Source organism: Zhongshania sp. (assembly GCF_047636175.1).
GTDB lineage: Bacteria > Pseudomonadota > Gammaproteobacteria > Pseudomonadales > Spongiibacteraceae > Spongiibacter.
Window position 1 is genome coordinate 99,404 of record NZ_JBLIKC010000001.1, and the last position, 24,016, is coordinate 123,419.

Annotated in this window: 20 protein-coding genes and 3 tRNA genes; 19 read left to right on the plus strand and 4 right to left on the minus strand. The window is 47.8% G+C overall.

The window, feature by feature from the left end:
• Positions 1-12: 12 nt before the first annotated feature.
• Complete coding sequence (locus ACI955_RS00480) at positions 13-2,181, plus strand: PQQ-dependent dehydrogenase, methanol/ethanol family (RefSeq protein ID WP_415241769.1); 2,169 nt, start codon at positions 13-15, stop codon at positions 2,179-2,181.
• A 170-nt stretch (positions 2,182-2,351) separates the two neighbouring features.
• On the opposite strand, the gene ACI955_RS00485 is transcribed toward ACI955_RS00480, so the two are convergent.
• The gene (locus ACI955_RS00485) at positions 2,352-3,326 is read right to left on the minus strand and encodes a porin (RefSeq protein WP_415241770.1); all 975 of its coding nucleotides are present in this window, start codon (positions 3,324-3,326) and stop codon (positions 2,352-2,354) included.
• Between the two features lie 618 nt (positions 3,327-3,944).
• The gene (gene queD, locus ACI955_RS00490; protein WP_415241771.1) at positions 3,945-4,301 is read right to left on the minus strand and encodes a 6-carboxytetrahydropterin synthase QueD; all 357 of its coding nucleotides are present in this window, start codon (positions 4,299-4,301) and stop codon (positions 3,945-3,947) included.
• A 261-nt stretch (positions 4,302-4,562) separates the two neighbouring features.
• Between queD and ACI955_RS00495 the strand changes: the two genes are divergently transcribed.
• The 5 genes from ACI955_RS00495 to ACI955_RS00515 all read left to right on the plus strand — a co-directional run bounded on the left by ACI955_RS00495 (position 4,563) and on the right by ACI955_RS00515 (position 7,359).
• Positions 4,563-4,638: transfer RNA gene (locus ACI955_RS00495), tRNA-Val, on the plus strand.
• A gap of 19 nt (positions 4,639-4,657) precedes the next feature.
• Positions 4,658-4,734 (plus strand) — tRNA-Asp (locus ACI955_RS00500).
• Between the two features lie 80 nt (positions 4,735-4,814).
• A tRNA-Asp gene (locus tag ACI955_RS00505) sits at positions 4,815-4,891 on the plus strand.
• A gap of 185 nt (positions 4,892-5,076) precedes the next feature.
• Positions 5,077-6,420, plus strand: a complete 1,344-nt coding sequence (locus tag ACI955_RS00510; RefSeq protein ID WP_415241772.1) for a hypothetical protein — start codon at positions 5,077-5,079, stop codon at positions 6,418-6,420.
• A gap of 93 nt (positions 6,421-6,513) precedes the next feature.
• On the plus strand, positions 6,514-7,359 hold the full coding sequence (locus ACI955_RS00515) for a 1-aminocyclopropane-1-carboxylate deaminase/D-cysteine desulfhydrase (protein WP_415241773.1): 846 nt from the start codon (positions 6,514-6,516) through the stop codon (positions 7,357-7,359).
• Here ACI955_RS00515 and ACI955_RS00520 read toward each other — a convergent pair.
• The gene (locus ACI955_RS00520) at positions 7,356-8,219 is read right to left on the minus strand and encodes a DUF1853 family protein (protein ID WP_415241774.1); all 864 of its coding nucleotides are present in this window, start codon (positions 8,217-8,219) and stop codon (positions 7,356-7,358) included. The two genes, ACI955_RS00515 and ACI955_RS00520, sit on opposite strands and share 4 nt — an antisense overlap.
• A gap of 180 nt (positions 8,220-8,399) precedes the next feature.
• On the opposite strand from ACI955_RS00520, the gene ACI955_RS00525 reads away from it, so the two are divergent.
• The 8 genes from ACI955_RS00525 to ACI955_RS00560 all read left to right on the plus strand — a co-directional run bounded on the left by ACI955_RS00525 (position 8,400) and on the right by ACI955_RS00560 (position 16,685).
• A complete protein-coding gene (locus ACI955_RS00525) occupies positions 8,400-9,293 on the plus strand; it encodes an NAD(+) kinase (protein WP_415241775.1) in 894 nt (297 codons plus the stop codon).
• Complete coding sequence (locus tag ACI955_RS00530; protein ID WP_415241776.1) at positions 9,286-10,134, plus strand: rhomboid family intramembrane serine protease; 849 nt, start codon at positions 9,286-9,288, stop codon at positions 10,132-10,134. The genes ACI955_RS00525 and ACI955_RS00530 overlap by 8 nt, the downstream gene beginning before the upstream one ends.
• Positions 10,135-10,222: 88 nt before the next feature.
• Complete coding sequence (locus ACI955_RS00535; protein WP_415241777.1) at positions 10,223-10,501, plus strand: YeaC family protein; 279 nt, start codon at positions 10,223-10,225, stop codon at positions 10,499-10,501.
• 4 nt (positions 10,502-10,505) lie between these two features.
• On the plus strand, positions 10,506-11,345 hold the full coding sequence (locus ACI955_RS00540) for a DUF2797 domain-containing protein (RefSeq protein WP_415241778.1): 840 nt from the start codon (positions 10,506-10,508) through the stop codon (positions 11,343-11,345).
• Positions 11,346-11,363: 18 nt separating this feature from the next.
• Positions 11,364-14,027, plus strand: coding sequence for an aminopeptidase N (pepN, locus tag ACI955_RS00545; RefSeq protein WP_415241779.1), 2,664 nt, complete (start codon positions 11,364-11,366; stop codon positions 14,025-14,027).
• Positions 14,028-14,250: 223 nt separating this feature from the next.
• The gene (locus ACI955_RS00550; protein ID WP_415241780.1) at positions 14,251-14,907 is read left to right on the plus strand and encodes a phosphoadenosine phosphosulfate reductase family protein; all 657 of its coding nucleotides are present in this window, start codon (positions 14,251-14,253) and stop codon (positions 14,905-14,907) included.
• Positions 14,908-14,997: 90 nt separating this feature from the next.
• Positions 14,998-16,023, plus strand: coding sequence for a quinone-dependent dihydroorotate dehydrogenase (locus tag ACI955_RS00555; RefSeq protein WP_415241781.1), 1,026 nt, complete (start codon positions 14,998-15,000; stop codon positions 16,021-16,023).
• Entirely contained in the window at positions 16,023-16,685 is a 663-nt protein-coding gene (locus ACI955_RS00560) for a MarC family protein (protein WP_415241782.1), read from the plus strand. Before ACI955_RS00555 ends, ACI955_RS00560 begins: the two co-directional genes overlap by 1 nt.
• A 16-nt stretch (positions 16,686-16,701) precedes the next feature.
• On the opposite strand, the gene ACI955_RS00565 is transcribed toward ACI955_RS00560, so the two are convergent.
• Positions 16,702-17,544 (minus strand): acetoacetate decarboxylase family protein, encoded by an 843-nt coding sequence (locus ACI955_RS00565; RefSeq protein WP_415241783.1) that lies wholly within the window; start codon positions 17,542-17,544, stop codon positions 16,702-16,704.
• Positions 17,545-17,754: 210 nt separating this feature from the next.
• Here ACI955_RS00565 and ACI955_RS00570 point away from each other — a divergent pair, with 210 nt between their 5' ends.
• The 5 genes from ACI955_RS00570 (at position 17,755) to ACI955_RS00590 (ending at position 23,975) form a co-directional block, all read left to right on the plus strand.
• Entirely contained in the window at positions 17,755-19,122 is a 1,368-nt protein-coding gene (locus ACI955_RS00570) for an ABC1 kinase family protein (RefSeq protein WP_415241784.1), read from the plus strand.
• A 490-nt stretch (positions 19,123-19,612) separates the two neighbouring features.
• On the plus strand, positions 19,613-20,029 hold the full coding sequence (locus ACI955_RS00575; RefSeq protein WP_415241785.1) for a hypothetical protein: 417 nt from the start codon (positions 19,613-19,615) through the stop codon (positions 20,027-20,029).
• A 68-nt stretch (positions 20,030-20,097) separates the two neighbouring features.
• Positions 20,098-21,078 carry a DUF3369 domain-containing protein gene (locus tag ACI955_RS00580; RefSeq protein ID WP_415241786.1) on the plus strand — a complete coding sequence of 327 codons (981 nt, stop codon included), beginning with the start codon at positions 20,098-20,100 and terminating at the stop codon, positions 21,076-21,078.
• Positions 21,078-22,301 (plus strand): sensor histidine kinase, encoded by a 1,224-nt coding sequence (locus tag ACI955_RS00585; RefSeq protein WP_415241787.1) that lies wholly within the window; start codon positions 21,078-21,080, stop codon positions 22,299-22,301. The genes ACI955_RS00580 and ACI955_RS00585 overlap by 1 nt, the downstream gene beginning before the upstream one ends.
• Positions 22,302-23,975 (plus strand): EAL domain-containing protein, encoded by a 1,674-nt coding sequence (locus tag ACI955_RS00590; protein ID WP_415241788.1) that lies wholly within the window; start codon positions 22,302-22,304, stop codon positions 23,973-23,975.
• Positions 23,976-24,016 lie beyond the last annotated feature (41 nt).

The window sequence follows — 24,016 nt, forward strand, 5'->3', positions numbered from 1 at the left end:
TGAGAAATGAACATGGTAAAAATCAGTAGCAATATTATGTCGGCGGTATTTATTGCCGGTATGGTATTCCATTCATTGTTTGGTTATGCCGATGCAACAACGGTTAATACCGAGAGTATCGTTGCTAATTCGCCGGACAATTGGCTGTCTTATGGCAAGGATTACAAAGAGCAGCGTTACAGTGAACTAGATAAAATCAATGTCGGCAATGTTGCAGATTTAAGTTTGGCGTGGTCATTTGATACTGATTTTAATCGCGGTCTTGAGGCAACGCCAATCGCAATAGACGGTGTGTTGTACTTAACGGGTAACTGGAGTGTGGTCTACGCACTGGACGCCCGAAGTGGCGAGTTGCTGTGGAAGTATGATCCGCAGGTTCCTCGTGAGTGGGCGAAGATGGCTTGTTGTGATGTGGTTAATCGCGGCGTGGCAGCCTACGAGGGCAAGATAATATTCGGTACCCTCGATGCGCGCTTAATTGCCTTAGATGCTGCGACTGGTGGGAAAGTTTGGGAAGTGGCAACCGCTGATATCAAGGCCTATCCCTATACGATTACGGGCGCGCCGCGGGTAGCCAAGGGTAAAGTTTTTATTGGTAATGGCGGGGCGGAATATGGTGTGCGCGGCTATGTCAGCGCCTACGATGTGAACACCGGTGAGCAATTGTGGCGCTTTTACACGGTTCCCGCTAACCCTGCAGACGGCTTTGAAAACGAGGCGATGAGAGCTGCGGCGGAGACCTGGACCGGTAAGTGGTGGGAGAACGGTGGCGGCGGCACGGTCTGGGATTCTATTGTTTACGATAATGAATTAGATCAACTTTATATCGGTGTCGGTAACGGATCGCCGTGGAATGCGAAAATACGCAGTCCGGAAGGTGGCGACAATCTTTATTTATCGTCGATTGTTGCGCTTAACCCCGACAGTGGCGAATACATTTGGCACTATCAGGAAACGCCGGCCGAATCCTGGGATTACACCGCCTCGCAGCATATTATGCTTGCTGATATGGACGTTAAAGGTGAATCGCGCAAGGTTATTTGGCATGCACCTAAAAATGGCTTCTTTTTCATTTTAGACAGACTCAATGGCAAATTACTTTCCGCTGAGCCCTATGTTGATGTGAACTGGGCAAGTCACTACGATTTAGAAACTGGCCGTCCTGTCGAAACTGAAAATGCTCGTTATTTGGACGGCGCGCAATTGGTTAGACCGTCATCTATGGGCGCCCATAATTGGCAGGCAATGGCTTATAGTCCACAAACCGGCTTGGTGTATATCCCTGTTATTAATAGCTTGTTTGAATATAAAGCAGTGGATGATTATTTATATGAGTGGGGGCAGTGGAATTTAGGTGTGCATATGCAGCAGCAGTCCGTTGCAGACCCTATTTTAGCCCAAATCTTGGTCCGTAAAATCACGCAGGGCGCGTTGTTGGCCTGGGATCCTGTTAAGCAAGAAGCTGCCTGGCAGGTGCCGCATAAGCTAACGTGGAATGGTGGCATATTAGCGACTGCGGGCGGTCTGGTATTTCAAGGTTCGGCGGAGGGTGAGGTGCTGGCGTTTCGTGCGGGTAATGGCGAAGAGCTTTGGTCATTTGACGCAAATACTGGTGTTATGGCGCCGCCAGTCACTTACAGCGTTGACGGCGAGCAGTATGTAACAATTTTAGCCGGCTGGGGCGGTGCTTTTGGTTTGATCGCCGGGCTAGAGCAAGAGGTGTCACCGCCGCCAAGTCGCGTGTTGACCTTTAAGTTAGGAGGTGTGGCGGCGCCATTACCAGCCAACCCACTCAAACAAATGCACGAGCCACCAGCGCGCTTAACGGCAGATAAAGCAGTGCTTGAGAAGGGTAGAACGCTGTATTACGCCTACTGCAGTGCCTGCCACGGCACCGAGGCTATTTCAAACGGAGCAATCCCTGATTTACGTCATTTGCCCAAGGCTTTCCATGATAATTTTAATGCGATTGTGCTCGATGGTATTATGGCGAAAGCGGGGATGGTTGGTTTCTCTGAAGTTTTAAGTGACGCGGATGCCTATGCATTACACGCGTATATTTTAGAGCAGGCCAATGTAGATAAGGAGAGCCGCGAGCAGCCTGAGTGGTGGAAAACCATCAAGACGTGGGTTTACGGTGTGGTTGCTAAGTTATTAGGTTTTGCGATGAGCTTTAGCTAGTCAAGGTCATCATAAAGTCTAACGGCGATAATGTTGCGCAGTTTTGTGTTGATCGCTAGCCGATCGTCGGAGTTTATTTTTAGGGGAGGGCTGGAGTTGACTTTATATGCTTGTTAAAGAGCATATACCTCAACAATCAACCACCGTTCCCGTCGCAGCCATTTGGCTTACTAAAACCGCAGTACCATGCCGATACCGGTAGTGCGGTCTTTTGAAGTGCTGCTTGCACTGGATTTACTTGTCACTTGGGCGCTGTAGCCATAAGCCATTAATGACTTGCTGATTCTATAGTCGACACCCGTCGCAATTTGATTTAACTGTTTGTCGCCATTAAATAAATCGATCTCGGTGTGGCCTATTTGAATTTTAAAATCGAGCTTTATGTTGGCGTGGTAGGATAGACTTAATACGCCGGCTTGTTCGTCTTCGTCGTTATTATTCATTGGTTTACTGACTTCGGATGTTTGAATGAGTATGCCAAGGTCAACATGCATGATCTTTAGATGTGCAATCGCGCGATTAAGGTTCTTGCCATTAACGTCTTGGTCATGCGCAAATCCAACTGCCACACCGTCGCCATCGTAGCGCACTGAGACGGTTGAACCGTCGGCTGTGCCCTCTTTGTTGCTGCCGCTGTCCTCGCCTGGTATCACCGCAATACTGCCGCTTAGGTGGTTGAGTAGGCGGGGTGTGCTATAGCGAATAGTGTTTTTCAGCCGATTTTCACCGCTCAAGTAGTGTTTGACGTCTCCGACAGCAAGGTTGTTGAATAAGTCGACTTCTCGACTCATATTTTTAGTTGCGGTATTCATTTGTCCTGCAACCATACTGCCCCAGCTGCCTGTTAGGCCCGCAAAGGTGTCGCGCTGCTTTAGGCTTTGGTTGTTCCCGGTCTCGCCATCATCTATAGCAACTTCGTACTCGATTTGAATAATTGCACTTATTTTACTGTCATCAATTGGGATTTTGCTCTTTACACCGATTCTTGAGGCGTTGCTATTTAATTCCCATTGATTAGTGTTTGAGCCGATTTCCCGTTTGGTGTTTTGGTATGAGACATTAGCCTTACCATAAAAGGAGACATCTGCGTGCGCGAGCGGCGCAGCGCAGAGTATTAGTATGGTAGGTAGCACTTGTTGTTTCATATATATATGTCTCAGTGTGATGTCAGGTAGGTGCTGGGATCACTTTTCTTATTTTTGGTGTTGAAGTTTCATTCGCCCTCCAATTTATTACAATAATATGACAGTTTGTCTTTTATTATGACGGAATTATTACAGCTTAAGGTTCTTGAATTGCTGAGGTTAAAGTGGATTGATTTCTGGGCGAGATAGAGAGGGTATCTGTGGCTCGGCGCCTCATGGCGATTAGGAATTGCAAGCCCTTGATGGATAAATTTAATATAAAAAAATTCTTGTAGTAACGTCTTGCTGCTGTTATTGAGATGAAATGTTGTCCACAGTATCTGTGGATAACTTGGTGGATAACTTGTAGGTTGTCGCAGGAGAGAGAGTGGTAATCGGCATTTTAACAAATTGTTCAAAAAACAGTCACTTTAATAAAAATGATTAAAAACAATGACTTGCGGGTTAATTGTAATTCTCGATGTGACTTTGTTGCTCTAAGCGGCAAGTTTCTCCTCTTGGCCGCCTATCTGTGAATAAGTGTTACGTCAAGGCTTAAATGATGTTACCTGTTACGTATTTGCACCTATTACTGAGTATTTTTTCTATGATGTTCACTAGCTGTGCGCGGCCTAAAAATTACCCTCCCTTATAAATGCACCCACTAGTGCACGTTTCTCGGATTTCGACCTGACTTAGTGCGCCGAGTAAGGGCTTCAATTGCGTCCATATCCAGATCGCAATATTTTCGCTGGTAGGATTTTCGAGTCCGTCTATATCATTTAAGTAATTGTGGTCCAATTGTTCGTAAATTGGCGCGAACACTTTTTTCACCTCTGAAAAGTCCATAAGCCAGCCTGTGTGGGGATCGATATCACCAGCGATAAATATTCTGACCAGAAAGCTGTGGCCGTGTAGCCGAGCGCATTTATGCCCTTCGGGAACGTTGGGAAGTCGGTGAGCCGCTTCAAAGGTAAACTCTTTGTATATTTCCACGTGTCAGTCTCGGTTTTATGATGCAAGAGCGCTTGCTTGGTATCAGTTAATGTATTGGGCGCCAATGTTAATCAGCTAGCAGGGCGCTGTACAGCTCGTCTTACTTGATTGGCTTGCTGGTCGTTTCTGGGCCGGGGGAAGTTGGATAAAAAATGAGCAAAATCAGTGTTATAGCTTTTTTCCAAAGAAATTGTGAAAAAAAACCGCGCAGCGTTTGACACCCAAAGCGATTCCTGTAGAATGCGCCTCACTCGATTGAGAGGGTGATTAGCTCAGCTGGGAGAGCATCTGCCTTACAAGCAGAGGGTCGGCGGTTCGATCCCGTCATCACCCACCATAATCGAGTAAAAGTATGCGGACCGGTAGTTCAGTTGGTTAGAATGCCGGCCTGTCACGCCGGAGGTCGCGAGTTCGAGTCTCGTCCGGTCCGCCAACTTTTAAGTTGTAGACCTCCTCTTGTTTGTCTCATATTTCGCATGGCTCGCCTGATGCCTGTGGCTTATGTTTATATCTGGACCGGTAGTTCAGTTGGTTAGAATGCCGGCCTGTCACGCCGGAGGTCGCGAGTTCGAGTCTCGTCCGGTCCGCCAACAAATCTTATTATTGCACCATTCCCCTAAATCCCCGCCTTCGTTTCTTTGCTACGTGATTTTTTCCTGTACCTTGTATTTCTCCCCTATAATTCTACGTAGGTAATGCCGTATTGCTAAGGCATTGCGTGTTACGTTCTGCGTGCATGTACAACCGACAAAATAAAGTATTCCTGGGGGTTTATTTGGCTGGGTTAACGGAAGCGGTCGTTTTCTTTAAAGACGCGGAAGTCGTTAAAGAAATGTTCTTTGCAGAGTTTGAGGCAGTGCTGGATGATGTGGTCGGTATTCCCGATTTCGCGAACGATGAGATTCAAGCTGCTTTCGTGCAAATCGATGAGACCTTAAGGGTCACTGGTGTGGTGTTTTTTACCATCAGTTTTGACAGCCGCGGAAAAGTAACAGGACAGTGGAATATCCCCCTTCGTCATCTCCTTGATCACTCTAGCTACGGACCTGACTTGGGCGCTGGGCCTATCCGTGTGGCCTGCCGCAGCGCCTGCCCTGTCGCATGGTATCGTCGACAGCTGTGGGATCCAGACACCACTGCGGCTGGCACGTTTAGTCGAATTAGTGCGGCAGCGCTGCGCAACCGGCTAGGCATTATTAGCGAGGGTGCCGATCGTGTCGTTTCTCGAGCACATGTAGCTGATTTTTTTAAAATCCCGGCTTATGGTGCGCCGCAGGCAGAGCACTTGACGACCACCAGCTCGGTGGCGGGTCCGGTATTTCATCGTCGATATCGCAATAAATTACAGGCCATACGCAGGGCCGAGCAGCTAAAGCTTGCCACCCAAGCGGAAACCTTTAGTCGCGCGCTCGAGTTGCAGGCGGAGGGTTTTACTCGCCAGCTTTTAGATCGTGAATCATTGATCAGGAACCAAAAGGTCAAACTGGACGAATCACTGGTCTTAGAGCAAGAGGTGCAGTCCCGTTTAGATCGCCAGCAGCGCTTAATGGCGCAAAAGACCGAAGACTTGGAAGCCTTGTTTGAAAAAGGCGGACAGGACTACCAGAGTCAAATGGCGGGCTTGCGTAAGGAGTACGCTGATGAACTGGAGCGCCGCTTAAAAGATCAAGCCATTCATTTAGAGGATGCTCTGCGTCGGCGCGAACAAGAACTTTATGATCGCGCCACTGAAATTGTCGAGTTGCGTGGTGAGTTAAGTACGCTGCGAGAGCAAAATCGTAGGCTAATGGTGGATAGTGACGATAAGCTGCTTAAGGCCATGGTTGAAAAAGGCGTAGTGTTTATTGCTTACCACCCTGGCGTTGAACATTTGGTTATCTCCCAAGATGAAATGCCGGAATATCTTTGTGACCCGCTGGCTTACATTGCGTCGCGATGCGAGGTGTCGGATACACAGTATCGAGAGTGGCTTGCGCATTATCGTTTACCAATATGCAGGGCGACTGATGATGAGATGCAATATTGTGGTCAACCTATCAAGAAAGTGATGCGGCCTATGTTGTTCCGTTCGGGTGAAAGCGATCGCTGTCACGAACATAGCACCTCAGGGTTGGCGTGAGGGCTTTGCTTTTTTCCGCTGATTTAATCAAGGTGGTATAAGGTCCAAGTGATTCAGTATTTGTATACCTCAGTGAGCGGGGTAAGAGTCGATGTGCTTAGATTAGATGCACTCGACAGTCTTGCTCCTGGCAATAAATGGTTTAAGTTATTGCCAAACATCGTCGCTGCCGAAAATACCTGCGCTCGCAGCGTGCTAAGCTTTGGCGGTGCATACTCAAACCATTTGCATGCTCTTGCAGCAGTGGGCCGCGCCAAAGGGATCGCAACTATTGGCTGCGTGCGTGCAGATGTGAATTCCCAGCTAACACCAACCTTGCAAGATGCCAAAGACTGGGGAATGTATCTTCATTATTTAAGTCGCAGTGATTATCGTCGCCGTGGCGATGCGGAATTTATTGCTGAGCTGCGCGCTCAATATCCTAATACTTATATGATTCCTGAAGGCGGCGCCAATGCGCTTGGCGCTCAGGGGTGCGGAAGTATCGTCGATTTGATTCCGGCCGCCGGTCAAGCCTATGTTGCGATAGTACTAGCCTGTGGCACCGGCACAACCTTAGTCGGCGTGGCATCAAAGATTGCCGATGGGGTAAAGGTGATAGGAATACCGGTATTAAAGGCCGAGAAATTTATGGCCACGGATATTGCGATATTATTGTCAGACTTGGGTCGCGACAGGGGAAATTGGCAGCTTGACCATCGTTTTCACGGTGATGCTTATGCACGATTGCCGCAGCATGTGGCGGAATATATGACGGCGTTCGAGCGCCGTCAGAATGTCTTACTTGATCCGGTGTATACCGCCAAAGCGGCGTATGCGGTTCAGTATATGGTCGACAATAAGGAGTTTGACCCCGGCAGCCGATTATTGCTTATTCATACTGGCGGCCTGCAGGGGCGGCGTGGTTTTGGCTTGGATTTGGACGCGGCAGATCGCTAGTCTGCCCAGTCGTCAGCGACCAAAAAGCGCCGTTGCTGTTGGGCATTAATCAGCATGATGGGTTTATGAGTCGCCATTTCTAGATGCTTATCTGTCAATAGTGTTGCGGTATTAAACTCGGCTCCCAACCAGCTGGGTTTTTCGATATACCGCCAGCCATCTTGCTTGCCTGATTTTGACTGGGCTAGTTGGAATGCGCTGATACTGAGCCAATCGCCCCGTTGGTGATTGGGGTTCAAAGGTGGATTCTCGGTATCCTCGATATTGGCGTGGAATAAAATGCCGCTAACCTGGAGTTCTTGGTCAATACAATTGATGCCCATTTGCTTAATAACTGCTTGGCCTGCCTTGGTATAGGCAAGTGGCAATTGGTGTTGGGTGAGTCGGGCAAGTTTGCGATCTAGGCGGTCGGCGCGGTTGGGGCCAAACCATTGATCCAGATCGGGTGTCTTGTGCTTATTGGGAATACCAAGAAAGAATTTCACTGCGAGTTCAAGGTGAATGTGGCGTTTGGAGTTTCGGCAATAATAAATCAGGTCGAACTCTCCCAGCGTTAGCTTGCCGTCTCGCACGGGGATATTATGGGCGACCAGTTCGGTGTCGGGATCCTCCAGCATAAAGAAATGCCATAAGCTTTCAAATACTAATCCTAGCCGCGTGCTGTGACAGTGTTGGTGTAGATACTCTTTAAGAGCGAGATCGTCGGCATCAAGCTTTTGTAACCAGTTCAGGCGATAAGCAGTTAGTGGGAAGTTCGGGCGGCGGATGGGCGTGCTTGGGGCCGTTATTTCGTTAATAAGAGTTTCGCTAAAGCAGCTCCAGGCTAGGGCGCGAACGAGGTGAGACTTAAAATAGGGCAATGTGGCGGCAGTGATGGTGAGGCTCCATAGGTCAACTTTGACTTTAAGGCAGGTGATCTTGCTAGAAATCTGCGGGTTTTTACTTGCGGCTTAGCGTTGTTATGTCCCAAACTCGCCAATGGCGCCCAACTGGCCTGCGCTTTTAGTACAATGAATGCCCAATAATCGACAGTAGGTACTATGGAACAGTTTCGCAATATAGGTGTGATAGGGCGCGAAGGCAACGGTGTTGCTGAAACTCTAAGGCGTCTGATTGAATTTCTTCAAGTCCGAGAGTTGGGTGTAGTACTTGACGAGGCGGTGTCTGAATTATTAGATGATCACGATCTACGTGTGAGTTCGCGCCGTATGATTGGTGAGGTTTGTGATCTTATTATAGTTGTTGGCGGTGACGGTAGCCTGCTAGGCGCAGCCAGAACGTTGGCTCGTCACAATGCGCCTGTTCTCGGTATTAACCGCGGCCGCCTTGGATTTTTAACCGACATTTCTCCAGATGAAATAGAAACCCAAGTTGGCGCGGTACTAGATGGCCGCTACCGGCTAGAGCAGCGATTTTTACTGGATGTTGAAGTGCTGCGCGACGGCGAACCTGTCGGTCGCGGCGACGCCCTGAATGATGTGGTGCTGAATTCTGGCACCTCGGGCCATATGATGGAGTTTGAGTTGTTTGTTGACGGGGAGTTTGTGTATCGCCAACGCTCCGATGGGTTGATTATCGCGACCCCGACCGGTTCAACAGCCTATGCGCTATCTGCAGGTGGCCCAATAATGCACCCGCGCCTTGATGCGATAGCCATTGTGCCGATGTTTCCACATACCCTCAGCAGTCGCCCGATCGTGATCGATGGGAAAAGTGAAATTAAAATGGTGGTTGGCCGCGGGAATGTGGTTCATCCGCCGGTAACCTGCGACGGTCAGGTGAAAATTACGTCCCAGCCTGGCGATGTTATTTATGTGCGTAAAAAGCCGCACAAATTGCGCTTGGTGCATCCCTTAGATCACAGTTTTTATGCAAGTTGTAGAGATAAGTTGGGCTGGGGAACGCATATCGGTAAAGAGGATTCAGATGTCTGAAGTAGTGGGTTTACGCTTGCCCTTAAGTACAGATTTAGCGAGATTTTCTTTATTGCTATGGCAGGATTCAATACCCCACCGCATTGCCGAAGAGCGTGGCATGCAGGTGCTTTGGGTTGGCTCGGACCAACATGCGGCGCAGGTAAAAACACTTTATGAGCGCTTGCAGACCGGCGATCCAGAGCTTGCAGGCACTATTGAGCGCCGTCGTGTGCAGCCTAAGCGGGCATGGTATCGCCGTTTCTTCAGCGTACCTGTGGTGGCGATATTACTTTTTTTGAGTTTTCTCGGGGCCTTATTGCCCGCTCTTGATCGCGACTATCAATACTTGCCCTACCTGAGTTTTTATCAACTCTATGTTGTTGATGGCACCCTGCGCGGCGATTGGCCGATTGGACAATTGTGGCGAGTGATTACCCCAGCGTTTTTGCATTTTGGCGTCTTGCATATCGTGTTTAATAGTCTTTGGCTGTGGGAGTTGGGCGGTATGATCGAGCGCCGTCAGGGCGCGGTGCGGATACTCGGATTAGTCTTGCTCATTGCGGCGGGATCGAATATTGCGCAGGCCATCAGTAGCGTTTCCTTATTCGGCGGTATGTCTGGGGTGATATACGGTTTATTGGGTTATATCGTGATATGGAATCGCCTGCGGCCCACTCAGGTGTTTCCGCTGGCTAAAGGCGTCGCGACAATAATGTTGGTGTGGCTGTTAATTTGTGTGGCTGGCTTCACCGAGTTATTGGGTCTCGGCTCGATTGCTAATACCGCTCACGTCAGTGGTTTGTTATTAGGCTTTGTCTTAGGTCTTGCGGCCGCGCTCCTAGATCGCAAACCGATATAAGTTTTGGTATATAATCTGCGACCGCTATCCAGCGGCGGTGATAGGCGGTAGTGAAAGAATATAGCGCCAGAAGACAGTGAGAGTTGTGATGGATTATGAGCAGTTAGTTGACAATATCACCCCAACAATTTACGAGGGGCTCAAGCGCGCGGTAGAAATAGGAAGGTGGCCAGACGGTCGAGTAGTATCACCTGAGCAGCGCGAGCATTGTATGGCTGGAGTCATTGCCTACGATTTAAAGACCAGTGCCGAGGAACAGCGCGTCGGTTTTATAGACCGTGGCAGGAAAGCTGAGGGTGAAGTCTGTGGTGATGACCATAGTCATGACGACCCCGAGAAAGATCAAGTATTAAAGTGGGCGGAATAATTCAATGAGTATATCCGCGCTAGTCGGTCCTGTCGCAAAAATGAAAACTCTGTTGGTCGATGATCTAGCCGTGTACAGCATGCCTATCGGCGATGATCTGCTTGGAATGAATGCTTTAATTGGTCGCACCTTGCGGATGGAGTTTCGGCAGCAGATTAACTGTGTGCACTGCGGCAGATTGACCAAAAAGAGTTTCAATCAAGGCTATTGTTACCCTTGTTTTCAGCGTTTAGCACAGTGTGATAGTTGTATAATGAGTCCTGAAAAATGTCACTATTTTGAGGGCACATGCCGGGAGCCGGAGTGGGGCGAAAGTCACTGCCTGACTGATCATATTGTATATTTGGCAAACTCTTCAGGTATAAAAGTGGGTATTACCCGCGGCACCCAAGTGCCCACCCGCTGGATTGATCAGGGCGCTGTAGCCGCATTGCCAATTTTTCGGGTTAGTAATCGTTTGCAGTCCGGTTTGGTTGAGACCTTATATAAAGCTCATGTTGCGGATAAGACCAGCTGGCAGGCGATGTTAAAAGGTGAGCCAGACGAAGTAGATTTAGCCGCGCGCCGCGATGAGCTTTTTGATCTTTGCCAGCTCGGCCTTAAGGACTTGCAAGAGAGCCATGGTCTGCAGGCGATCCAAGCCATTAGTGATATTCCGGTGCAGCATATTCGTTTTCCGGTCGAGACCTATCTACTGAAAGTTAAATCATTCAACTTAGATAAAGTGCCGGTAGTTGAGGGCACTTTGATCGGCATAAAGGGTCAGTATCTGATCTTTGACACTGGCGTGATTAATATTCGTAAATACGCCGGATACCATATTGAATTACGCAGTGAATCTTAGAGATTCAGGAGTTGTTTCATGCGCGATGCGCAGCCTAGCACTATCTTTTTAAGCGATTACCGCGTCCCTGACTTTTTAATCGATAGCACCACCTTACGGTTTGAGTTGGGGGAAGCTAGCAGTCTCGTGCGCTCAGTTCTTGCGCTCAGGCGCAACCCAGACGCAGCCAGCCAAGATGCGCCATTGCAGCTTCATGGTACTGAGCTCGAGCTGGTTTCTTTGAGTATTGATGGCCGTCAGTTAGATGACAGTGAATGGTCGCAGAGCGGTGAGCAGCTAAGCATAGTCAATGTGCCTGCTTCCTTTAGTTTGTGCTGCGAAACCCGTCTTCGACCGCAAGATAACACTTCACTCGAGGGCCTTTATAAATCTAGTGGTATGTTTTGCACTCAGTGCGAGGCGGAAGGTTTTCGAAAAATAACCTATTACCTCGACCGGCCAGATGTAATGTCGGTGTTTACCGTAGAGATTATTGCTGACCAGTCGCGGTATCCGGTATTGCTGTCTAATGGCAACCTCATTGAGACTGAAAGCTTGGCGGATGGTATTCATAAAACTGTGTGGCACGACCCTTTCCCCAAACCGGCGTATTTGTTCGCCCTGGTTGCTGGCAAGCTTGCGGTGGTGGAAGACCAGTTCCTGACGACGAGTGGACGCAGTGTCGATCTCAAAATTTATGTTGACGAAAAAGATATCGATAAATGTGATCACGCCATGTTGTCCCTCAAGAACGCAATGCGCTGGGATGAAGAGGTTTACGGGCGCGAATACGACCTCGATATATTTAATATCGTGGCGGTAGACGATTTCAATATGGGGGCGATGGAAAACAAAAGCCTCAATATCTTTAATACCTCCTGCGTGCTGGCCAAACAAGAGACCACTACTGACGCCGGGTTTCAGCGCGTGGAAGGGGTTGTCGCCCACGAATACTTTCACAACTGGTCTGGCAATCGCGTCACCTGTCGCGATTGGTTTCAGTTGAGTCTTAAGGAAGGCTTCACGGTATTTCGGGACTCGGAATTCTCTTCAGACATGGGCTCGCCCACGGTTAAGCGGGTTGAAGACGTGACCTTATTGCGGACCGCGCAATTTGCCGAAGACGCGGGTCCGATGGCGCACCCGATCCGGCCCGACTCCTTTATAGAAATTTCTAATTTTTATACCGTGACGATCTATGAAAAAGGCTCGGAAGTCGTGCGCATGATTCATACCCTGCTGGGGCCTGAATTATTCCGCAAAGGCAGTGATCTGTATTTTGATCGCCATGATGGTCAGGCAGTGACCTGCGAAGATTTTGTCTTGGCAATGGAAGACGCCAGCGGCATCGATCTTAAGCAGTTCCGTCACTGGTATTCCCAAGCGGGTACGCCGCGGTTGCACGTCAGCGGCATATACGACGAGCAGGCGCAAACGTATACCTTGGCGGTTAAGCAGTCTTGTCCATCAACGCCCGGTCAGACCGAGAAAGCGCCTTTCCATATTCCCTTGGCGGTTGCGCTAATCGGTGAGGCGGGGCAGCTTGCTTTGCAGTTAGCAGAAGCGGCGCCTAATATCGAGTCGCCGGATAATACCGAGCTGGTGCTCAACGTCACTCAGCCAGAGCAGCATTTTGTATTCGCAAATATTCAAGAAGAGCCAGTGCCGAGTTTGCTGCGAGGATTTTCTGCGCCGGTAAAACTTGATTTTGATTACAGCGGCGCTCAGTTGTTGCGCCTTATGCGCAGTGACAGTGACGGCTTTTGTCGCTGGGATGCCAGCCAGCAGCTTGGTTTAGTAGAAATTAAACGGGCGATTACGGCCCTAGCTGCGGGCCAGCAGGTCTCTGCTGACCCTGAGTATATAAGTGCCTGTCGCGAGTTGCTGGCAAATGCATCGCTCGATGCGGCGATGGTTGCGCTGATGCTGCAGTTGCCTTCAGAGGCTTATTTGGCAGAGATTATTCATCCAGTTGATGTCCATGGCATTCATCATGCCCGAGAAGCCTTGCGCAAAGCCCTAGCAACTGCACTTAGCGGTGAATTTAGTGCCTGTTATGCTCGTTGTGAAAGTGACGAGGCCTATGCGCCAGACGCGGCTCAAATTGCCCGTCGCAGCTTAAAGAATATCGCGCTCTCATACCTGATGTTGTTAGACGATGAACAGTGTATCGCCTTGGCAGTTCGCCAGTTCGAGAGCAGTAGCAATATGACTGACCGCCTTGCGGCGCTGACGTATTTAGTAAACAGTGCTGCGGTTTACAAGGCAGAGGCTCTGCTGCGGTTTTATCAGCAGTGGCAGCATGAACCCTTGGTGATAAATCAGTGGTTTCAGGTGCAGGCCATGTGTCGCTTGCCGGGCACCTTGGAAGTTGTGCAGGGACTAATGTCGCATCCGGCTTTCGATATTCGCAATCCCAATAAAGTGCGCGCATTGATTGGGGCCTTCTGCGGCCAAAACGGAGTTAATTTTCATCTTGAAGACGGCGCTGGCTATCGTTTTCTAGCAGATCAGGTCTTGCTACTTAACCGCAGTAATCCACAAATAGCATCTCGATTGTTGGTGCCGCTGACTAAGTGGCGCAAATACTTGCCGGCGGCTCAGCAGCTCATGTGCGCGGAATTACAGCGCGTGCTTGCAGATCCAGAGCTGTCTAGTGATGTTTATGAGGTGGTGTCAAAAAGTTTGCAGGACTATCAGTAAAAAATCTAATTGTCCCCGGCTGGCCTTTATTCAAGGTGTCATCTGGGGGCAGCTTGGCGAGCGGTAACTCTTCACCGTTGGGCCCAGTGAGCTTGGTTTTTCCTGCGATGTTTATTTTATAATAACTGTTCAAATTGTTATAACATTATATGCTTAAGTTATAAGCGTATGATTTTAAAGCTTTTATTCTAATTTTTGAATGCTTTGTGGTACAGTTGCGCGCTTGATTAGACTCGAATTGATGAAAATGATGGATCTGGACCTAAAAGCATTAAACGCTGAGCTTCGCCACAAGTCGGCTGCCGATATTATTAAGTGGGCAATGTCTCTTGGCGAGCCAATGATGGGTTCAACCAGCTTTGCACCGAATGCTGCGGTGATGCTTAAGTTCATTACCGATGTAGCGCCAGACATGCCTGTGGTCTGGGCAGACAGCGGTTATAATGTGCCAGATACGTATCGGGTTGCTGAACAGTTGAAAAAGCTGCTGAACCCGAACCTGAAATTATATATTCCCGAAATAACGGCTGAGCATCGCAATGCCATCATGGGCGGTATTCCCCATCCTGACGACAATCCAGATTTACATAAGGAGTTTACTCGGCAGGTAAAGCTGGAGCCGTTTAGTCGTGCGTTTGCCGATTTAGCTCCAAAAATCTGGGTGACGGGTATTCGTAAAGAGGAAACCGCGTTTCGTCAGAATTTAGATATATTGTCATGGGATGGTCGCGGTATTTTAAAAGTGGCGCCTATTTTTTATTGGCAAGAAACTGACGTGTTGGCTTTTATGGCAGCGCATAAACTGCCGTCATCCAAACATTATTTCGATCCAACTAAGGTGGCAGAAAATCGTGAATGCGGTTTGCATACCTCAGCGTAAGCTCCTTTGGTCAGTTTTTGCTGGCCTGCAAACCTTCCTCCATCCCGTCATTTTCGTTATCCTGCCGCTTCTGAGTTAAGGTTTACCATTATGTATTCTGTCTTACGTAGCATATTGTTTTGCCTACCCGCTGAAACCTCACATAATCTGTCTTTAGGCTCGGTGTGGTTAATGCAAAAACTAGGTTTGAGCCGCTTGTTTGCCAAACCAATGGTGTCATCACCGCTTACCGTGATGGGTATAGAATTCCCTAATGCTGTGGGGTTGGCGGCGGGCTTAGACAAGGACGCCAAGTATATAAATGGTCTGTCGGCCCTAGGGTTTGGCTTTATAGAAGTCGGTACGGTAACGCCAAAGGCGCAAGCGGGTAATCCTCAGCCACGCATGTTTCGCTTGCCCGAAGCGGAAGCGATTATTAATCGTATGGGGTTTAATAATCTAGGGCTAGAACATTTGCTTGAGCAGGTTAAGGCTAGCGGATTCAAGGGCGTACTTGGCATTAATATTGGCAAGAACAAAGATACCCCTGCTGAGCATGCAGTTGATGATTATTTGATAGGTTTGCGCGCAGTTTATTCCTTCGCCAGTTACGTCACCGTGAATTTGTCCTCGCCTAATACGCCGGGTTTGCGGGATTTACAGTTTGGTCAGCCCTTGATTGATTTACTCGCCGCGCTTAAAAAAGCCCAGTTAGAGCTGGCTGAAAAATATGGTCGCTATGTTCCTATGGCGGTGAAAATTGCGCCGGATATGGCGGAAGATGATATTCGTCGCGTTGCCGAGGTGTTTGTTGAGCAGGGCATAGATGGTGTGATTGCCACTAATACTACGATTGCGCGGGATGCCGTAGCTGGGCTTCGCCACTGTGACGAGATGGGCGGTTTGAGCGGCCTACCGGTTCGAGATAGTTCGACCACGGTTATTCGAATTTTGGCAGACGCATTACAGGGTCGCCTGCCTATTATTGGAGTGGGCGGTATTAGCGATGGTGCATCCGCAGTGGAAAAAATCGCGGCTGGGGCGTCCCTAGTACAAATATATACTGGTTTTATTTATCGTGGTCCTGCGCTTATCGCTGAAGCGGCTAACGCCATCGCAAATCGAGACGCGGCTTAGTGGCTGTTGATAGTGCTTTGATAGAAGCATTCACCGTCGCGTCCGCGACCTTCTTTGCGACCATCGGTCCGGTTGATGTGGCGGCCATGTTTGCGGCATTGACCAGTGGCTTGTCTGCAAAAAAGCGTCGCAGTACGGCCATGCGTGGGGTGTTAATTGCCGGCGCTATTTTATTAGCATTCGCTCTTATGGGTGAATTTATACTCACTGCTATGGGTATCTCGCTTGCTGCCTTGAGAGCGGCGGGTGGGGTTTTGCTGTTGTTGATCGGTATCGAATTGGTAACGCTGAAGGGCAGTGGCGCGACCACAACCACCCTTGAAGAAGATCAAGAGGCAGAAGCCCGTAGCGATATTGCGGTATTCCCGCTAGCCACACCGCTTATTGCTGGGCCGGGGGCTATAGGCGCGGTAATCTTATTGATGGCTCATGCCGATGGTGATCTTTTAGAACAAACGGCGGTCGTTATTTCCTTGGTATTCGTGCTGGCGATGACGCTGTTATCTTTACTACTTGCGAGCCGCTTACAAAATTTCCTGGGGGTCACCGGCATGCATATGATTAGCCGGGTCTTTGGCGTACTGCTGTGCGCTCTGGCGATGCAGTTTTTGTTTGACGGCATTGCACAGAGCGGTTTGTTATCTGCCGTGGCGGCACCCTAAGGCGTTTCGATTATCTTTAGCTTGTGAAAGGGCTGCCAATTGCGACCGCTTCGGGCCCATCAAAATGCATTTTAGCGTGGCGGATAGATATCGTGCACATTGGCTTTTTGGGCAATCCCAGCGCCCTGAGTTGCAAGGCTAAGGGGTGGTGCTCACCAATTTTAGGTGGGCTGCCACCTAATTTAAAGGTGAGCCCTTCACCTTCGGTTATGCCTACAGTCTTCCATGCTAGGTTGTCACGAATGGCTAACGAGGGCGCAGCTTGCGGCTTGGCGCTGGTTTTCGCGCCCGTTGCGGCATCGATGGCAAACACTAGCTCACCGTCATCACTAAATTTTGCCGACGCGGTTTTCGCTTCAAACTGGATATCGACATCAGTCACCCATTTCGGAAACCCCCAAATAAAGCGACCGGCGTGGGTAGTGAATCCCTGATTTACTGGCATACGATACACATAGTTGCCGAGTGAGCCTTTAAACATTCGCCAAATGGTACCAATAACCGGCAGCGGCTTTGGCTCTCCAGGGGTGGTGACCGGAAACACAATCGCAGCTTCGTTGTAGTCACCTAGGTCATTTTGCTGATAGTCGACCCCAAGTAACTGCATTAGCGCCTTGCCTGGCCATATCTCAACAACCTTAAAGCCACTGGCGGCGATCAATTGCTGTGCTTTTTTGGCATCAACTACAAAAACATTCATCAACATAGCCGCTGCACCCACCTTGACTGGCAGGGTGATTTCTTTGCCAGCGATGAGGTAGGTTTGCGAGTTAACTTTAGAGCAGTGCTCATTGGTAATTTCTTTGCCGCTATCGCTCGGAACGGGCGCTTCTTGACATATAATCGCGGTGTTGTGCATGAAGGATTTCCTCCTTGTTATTATGTATGGCTCAAAGGCAGTTAATGGTAATGGCAGTGTAACCTAACGATGACGCAAGGCTGATTACAATGGCGTAACTTCTGAGGTATGAGTACTGCTTGAGTGTCGTATTAGCGGATTGAGCGTTAATATCGCGGCAAGCTTAAACAGGGTGGCGAGCTCTATCCGAAATTAAGGGAATAATGAATTATGACTAGAAAACTATCTGTTCGTATAAAGGACAGTATTCTGCTCGCTGCGTCTAAGGGGCTTGGCCTCAATGCGGTGGCAGACACCTCCGGCCGTAGAATTAGTATGGCAGAATTTGGTGTGAGAGGGTCTTGGCGGGCATTGCAAACGACGTTTGCGATGTCTCCTCCTGCGCTGAAATGCCTATTGCAGAAGCGCAAGCCCACGCCGGTAGAATTGCGAGAGTTATTTGAGTCCTTGGGCGCCACCTATATCAAATTTGGACAGTTTATTGCCAGTTCGCCGTCTATATTCCCGAAAGAGTACGTGGATGAGTTTCAGCATTGCTTAGATCAAACGCCATCGCTGCCATTTAGCAAAATTCGCCGCATTGTGGAGCAGGACCTCGGACAACCGATTTCGGCTGTGTTTGCCGAGTTTAGCGAAACCGCGCTGGCATCAGCGTCGATTGCGCAGGTTCATGCTGCCAAGTTACTGTCTGGCGAAGACGTGGTTGTAAAGGTTCAGAAGCCGGGGGTTCAGGCTATTTTAACCACGGATATGAACGCTGTTTATCTGTTGATCCGACTTTTTGAGCTCATTATGCCCAATACCGACAAAGATGCGGTTGCCGGGCTGGTGGAGGAAATGTACCAGTCCATGATCGACGAGTGTGATTTCTTTAAAGAAGCTGAGAATCTTCGTGTGTTTAGAAAATTCCTAAGTGACAGCGGCAATGATGTGGTTCTGGCACCGAAACCCTATCACAGCGCCTCTGGCGGTAAGGTGCTTACAATGGAGCGTTTTTACGGGGTGGCGCTCACTAATGAGGTTGCCATGGCGAAGGGGGCGTTTGACCCCGCGAGTAGCTTGTTTAATGCCCTAAATACGTGGTTTGCAAGCCTGACTCAGTGTTCCTTCTTTCATGCCGATTTGCATAGTGGAAATCTGCTGATCTTAGCCGACGGTAGGGTGGGGTTTATTGATTTTGGTATGGTGGGTCGAATTCAGCCAGAGGCGTGGCAAGCCATTTTTAGTTTGTTTATGGCAATCAGTGAAGAAAACTATCAGTTGATGGCAGAATCCATGGTGAGTGTCGGCATTACTCGCGACAAGGTCGATGTTGAGTCGCTTACCCTCGATATTCAGAAATTATTCGAAGGCTTAAATGCCTTAGATCCACAGAAAGTACTCGAAAATCGCACCGGTGATGGTATTAATTCATTGCTTAGCGAGCTTGGTGAGATTGCTAGAAAGTATGGGATTCGCTTCCCGCGGGCCTTTACCATGTTGCTCAAGCAATTTTTGTACTTTGACCGCTATATGGACTTATTGGCTCCGGGTGCCGATATCTTTCGGGATGACCGGGTCGATTTTTACCTAAACTAAATTAGACTAGGTTAAAGCCAAGCCCGCTAGGTGTCTGCAGCGTCAAAATTAGCAGATGTCCTTTGGGCATTAGCCACTTCCCTTTAAGCAGAGAGCAGCTCTAAGCGGCTGACTATCTCTCGCCTTCTCTTTAGCTATGACTTGCTGGCAAAGCCGCGGCAAAATAGTGCTTTCAGTAAGTAGATCACACTATTCATTCGGTAGGCATATTACCTGTAGAGTTATCGAATGTGTATTCGCGACCACCGCAACCATAAGCCGAAATCAACTAGAGCATGCTGATGCTTTTAGTAGGGGCATGAAATATAGCGATATGGCAATGCTCTTGTGTTGAAGCAATCTACTAACGCGATACGTTTAATGGTGCTCTTTGCCGCAAATACCCTAGTGTACTTTGCGGTGATGTTTATGATGGCTGTGTATTTTGGATTTACATAGCAGTGATCGAGATGAGCGGTATAGTAATATTGATGTATTAATTGGAAAACTAATGCGTGCGTCTAACAGCGAAACTGAGGTCGTCAAGATAATTTGGTCCTTGGCATTTTTTACGGAGAGTAGATATCACTCGATAAGTCCTGATGTCATTAACCATATTACATTTGGTGTATCGACAAATCTTAGCCAGAAATTTAAGCGAGTCGCAGTTTATAAGAGCGCTAGTGATGCCCGTTCATTTGATTTAAAAGAATATTTAAGTCAAGTGTTGCTTGGCCTAAGGTTGCATCAGGTTAGCGGACGTGAGGATGAGGTTATTGGTATCGGTCTTGATGGTAATCGAATTGTTTCGCCGAAAAATCTTGTTCGAATGTGGGGTTTCTTCACCACTAATCGAGGTGGGAGGGATTACGACGTCGTATTGTCGATAACCAGGTTACGCAAAATTTTTTGGCAGTACATGAGTTGAAAGTAAAGAGGGGGAAGGCACAATAATTAGTCTCTTCTTGGGGAAAGGTGTTGGCGAGGTACGGTCTTATGAATGATTCGAATGAGCATGGAGTGGTGCCAGATTCCGATGTATTAAACCTTGCAGAAGAACCGGCGGAGGGTCTCATTACTGCAAACGCTAAGCCGTGGAAATTACTTATCGTCGATGATGAGCAGGTGGTGCACACGGTTACTAACCTTGCGCTAGACGGTTTTAACCTTGGTGGCCGGGGTCTGGAATTTTTAAGCGCATATTCGGCGGCGGAAGCGCGCCAAGTATTGCATGCTAATCCTGATATCGCCGTGATTCTGCTCGATGTCGTTATGGAAACAGATCGAGCTGGTTTAGATCTGGTTCATTATATTCGTCGTGACTTAAATAATAGAATGGTGCGTATAGTATTGCGTACCGGTCAGTCAGGACAATCACCCGAACAAGAAGTTATTACTCAGTACGACATCAATGACTATAAAGAGAAAACTGAGCTGACTCGGCAGAAGTTATTCTCTACTGTATATTCAAGTCTTCGCTCTTATGGCGATATATTTGCACTGGAAGAAAACAGAAAAGGTTTGATGAAAGTTATCTCTGCGTCGGCAACGATATTTGAAACTAGAGATATATCGCAGTTTTTTGAAGGTGTTTTAGACCAGCTAACGGCGTTGTTATATTTAAATAGCGATGCTGTGCTTATTAATGCCTCGGCTCTGGTTGCCCATCCGGAGGTGGAGCGCCTGCAGATAATGGCCGGTACTGGCAAGTTTAAAAATTACACCGGTGACGTTAATTTAGATTCTTTTGACGCCACGGTTGTTGAGCGAATACGTTATGTATTGAAATACAAGAAGAGTAATTATGGAGATAACTACTGGGTAAGTTATTACATTACAAAGTCTGGTCTTGAGCAATTGCTTTATGTTTCGGCCAAGGATATTTTCTCGGTGCCGGATATTCAGATGATTGAACTTTTTGTTAAAAATGTTGCTATTGCGCACGAAACGGTCGCTCTATTAGAAGGCAGTGTATAATGACAGATGTCTATAATAAGACTCAGCATAAAATGGCTGAAAATGACGATTTAATTCTTGCAAGTGAACATAATATTTTGCTTGATCAGAGTGCAACTTCGGAGAACAATACTTGGAAAATACTTATTGTTGATGATGAAGAAGAAATTCATGTCGTCACTCGTTTGGCTTTACATGATTTTAGCTTTGGTGGCCGGAATCTTGAATTTGTGAGTGCCTATTCTGGCCAGCAGGCACGTAAATTAATTCAAGAAAACCCGGACGCTGCAATTATTCTCCTTGATGTGGTGATGGAAACCGATGACGCTGGTTTAGAAGTGGCGCGTTATATTCGGCAGGAGTTAGGTAATCACTTTGTCAGGATTATTTTACGCACCGGTCAGCCTGGTTTGGCGCCAGAGCGTCGTGTTTTAAAAGTTTATGATATTAACGATTATCGAGCGAAAACTGAGTTAACCCAAGATCGTTTATTTTCCGTTATATATACCGCCTTGTCATCTTATCGTGACCTAATTGCCCTTGCTAGAAACCGTCATCAGCTTATTGGTTTGGTCAATGAGATTGAGCAGCTATCGCATTTGGCGGCAAGAGATTTACAGATGCCGTTAAATAATGTGGTGTCTATAATGCGCAGAGTTGAAGGGCAAGCTAAGGATATTTCCCCGCCTGCCTTGGCAGAAGATTTACTAGACGTAAGAGAGAATGTTTACGCAATGCAGTCAGCCTTGAATAAGCTGGTTGCGCTTACCTCTGTGGGTCGTTTTAACGAAAGCAGAGAGCTGGTTGATTGTAATGCGATCGTTAGCGATGTCTTAATAGACTTGGATAATATATTTCAATCTAGTCATGCCAATTTACATTGCGAAACTTTGCCAAAGGTTTTTGCTTGTCGTCGCCAACTGGTACAGTTGTTTAAAAACCTCATTAGTAACGCTATTGTTTTTACCGAAGGTCGAGAACCAGAGATTTATATTAACGCAATGACACATGAACGGAACTGGCTGTTCTCGGTAAGTGATACTGGCGTTGGTATTCGTCCAGAAAATCATAGCGGTTTGTTTAATCTTTTTCACCGCAATCACAGCGATGGAGCCGCCGAAAATTCTGGTGTGGGTTTAGCGATATGTGAAAAAATTGTTCGCTGGCATGGCGGCAAGATATGGTTGGAATCTGAAGTCGGAAAAGGGTCTACATTTTATTTTACTATTCCTTTGGCAGAGTAAATGAGAGAGTTTTCTGAAATGACTGGGATTGATTCAAACTGGATACTAAACAGTCTTGGTCAATATCTTATTTGCGTGGATCTCTGTGGACGTATCAGCTACGTAAACGAGTCGGCTAGTGATCTGAGCCAGCATGAATATAGTCATGGCGTCCCCCTTGGTGATTTCCTGCCCTTTGTTGTTATAGATGGAGACACGCTATTCGCAGATCGGCTTCGGAGTAGTAAAGACGATATTTCGGCTTGTGGAGTGCTACTGCCACATACCAAAGATCATCAGTATTTAATTTCAGTAAGTAAGGTTTGTGACGACGATGGCGTAGTGGTCGGACGCTGCTTGTCGGTGGTTGACGATGATGTATCGTCAGTCCACTACGGTGACGGTCAGAGTCATTTGGATCCCTTGACGGAATTAATGGGGCGAAAAGAATTTGAGCGCCGCTTAGAAAATTTGGTTAATGATGCGTCCACAAGTTCTAGAACCCATGCATTGCTTTATATAGATATAGATCAGTTCAAATTGATCAACGATACCAGTGGTCATAGCGCTGGCGATAATTTGATAAAGGCCATCGCTGAGTGTCTCGCCAATGAGCTTTTTATTGGCGACATGCTATGCCGTTTAGGTGGTGATGAGTTTGGTGTGCTGCTCAGTAACATGGATACCTTTGAAGCGTGCTCGATCGCTAATCGTCTAATTAAAGCTGTTAAGCGTATGCCGTTTGTCTGGAGTGGTATTTCACACCGCGCCTCCATCAGCATTGGTGTGGTATTAGTTGATGAGCACACTCCGGACCGCGAGAGTGCGATGAGTCAGGCAGACGTGGCAATGTACTCAGCAAAGGAGAATGGTCGGGGGCGAGTCCATGTGTATGACAAGAGTGATAAAAAACTTAGCCGCTTACATGATGATATGGGTTGGGTGCACCGGATCAACAAGGCGCTGGCGACAGATGATTTTAGTTTGGTGACCGAGCGAATATTACCGCTAGTTGACGAATTAAATCGCATCACAATATTTAACGAAATACTGGTGCGCATGCACTATAAAGGTGAGGTACTTAGGCCTGGGCAGTTTATGCCTGCGGCTGAGCGATTCGGGCTTATGCCGCAAATTGATCGCTGGGTTATTAAAACTGTCTTTGATTACTTGCAGCGGAATGCTGAGCTAAATTCACGTGATGTCATGTATTCCATTAATATTTCTGGTCAGTCTTTGTGTCAGGAATCATTTTTAGACTTTGTCTATCATGGCCTCCGCAGGGCGAATATCAATCCGAAAATCATTTGCTTTGAAATTACCGAAACAGTGGCAATTACTAATTTCTCTGCGGTAACTCGCTTTATTCAAGGCGTTCATGAGTTGGGTGGAAAATTTGCGCTTGATGATTTTGGTACTGGAATGTCATCTTTTGGTTATTTGCAAGAGCTGCCGGTAGACTTTGTAAAAATCGATGGTTTATTTGTCCATGATATGGATAAAAATCCAGTGCATGAGGCGATGGTGCGCTCTATTAATGACATTAGTCATGTGCTTGGTAAGCGGACGATTGCAGAGTTTGTTGAGCGTCAGGTGGTGCTCGAGCAATTGCAGGCAATGGGAGTGGATTATGCGCAGGGCTATTTGCATGGATATCCAACTGAATTAGTAGATATTGCCGGTGGCGGTGTCTAAGACCGCTGTAGTGTTGATTACGCTCCTTTAAATTTGTCGCT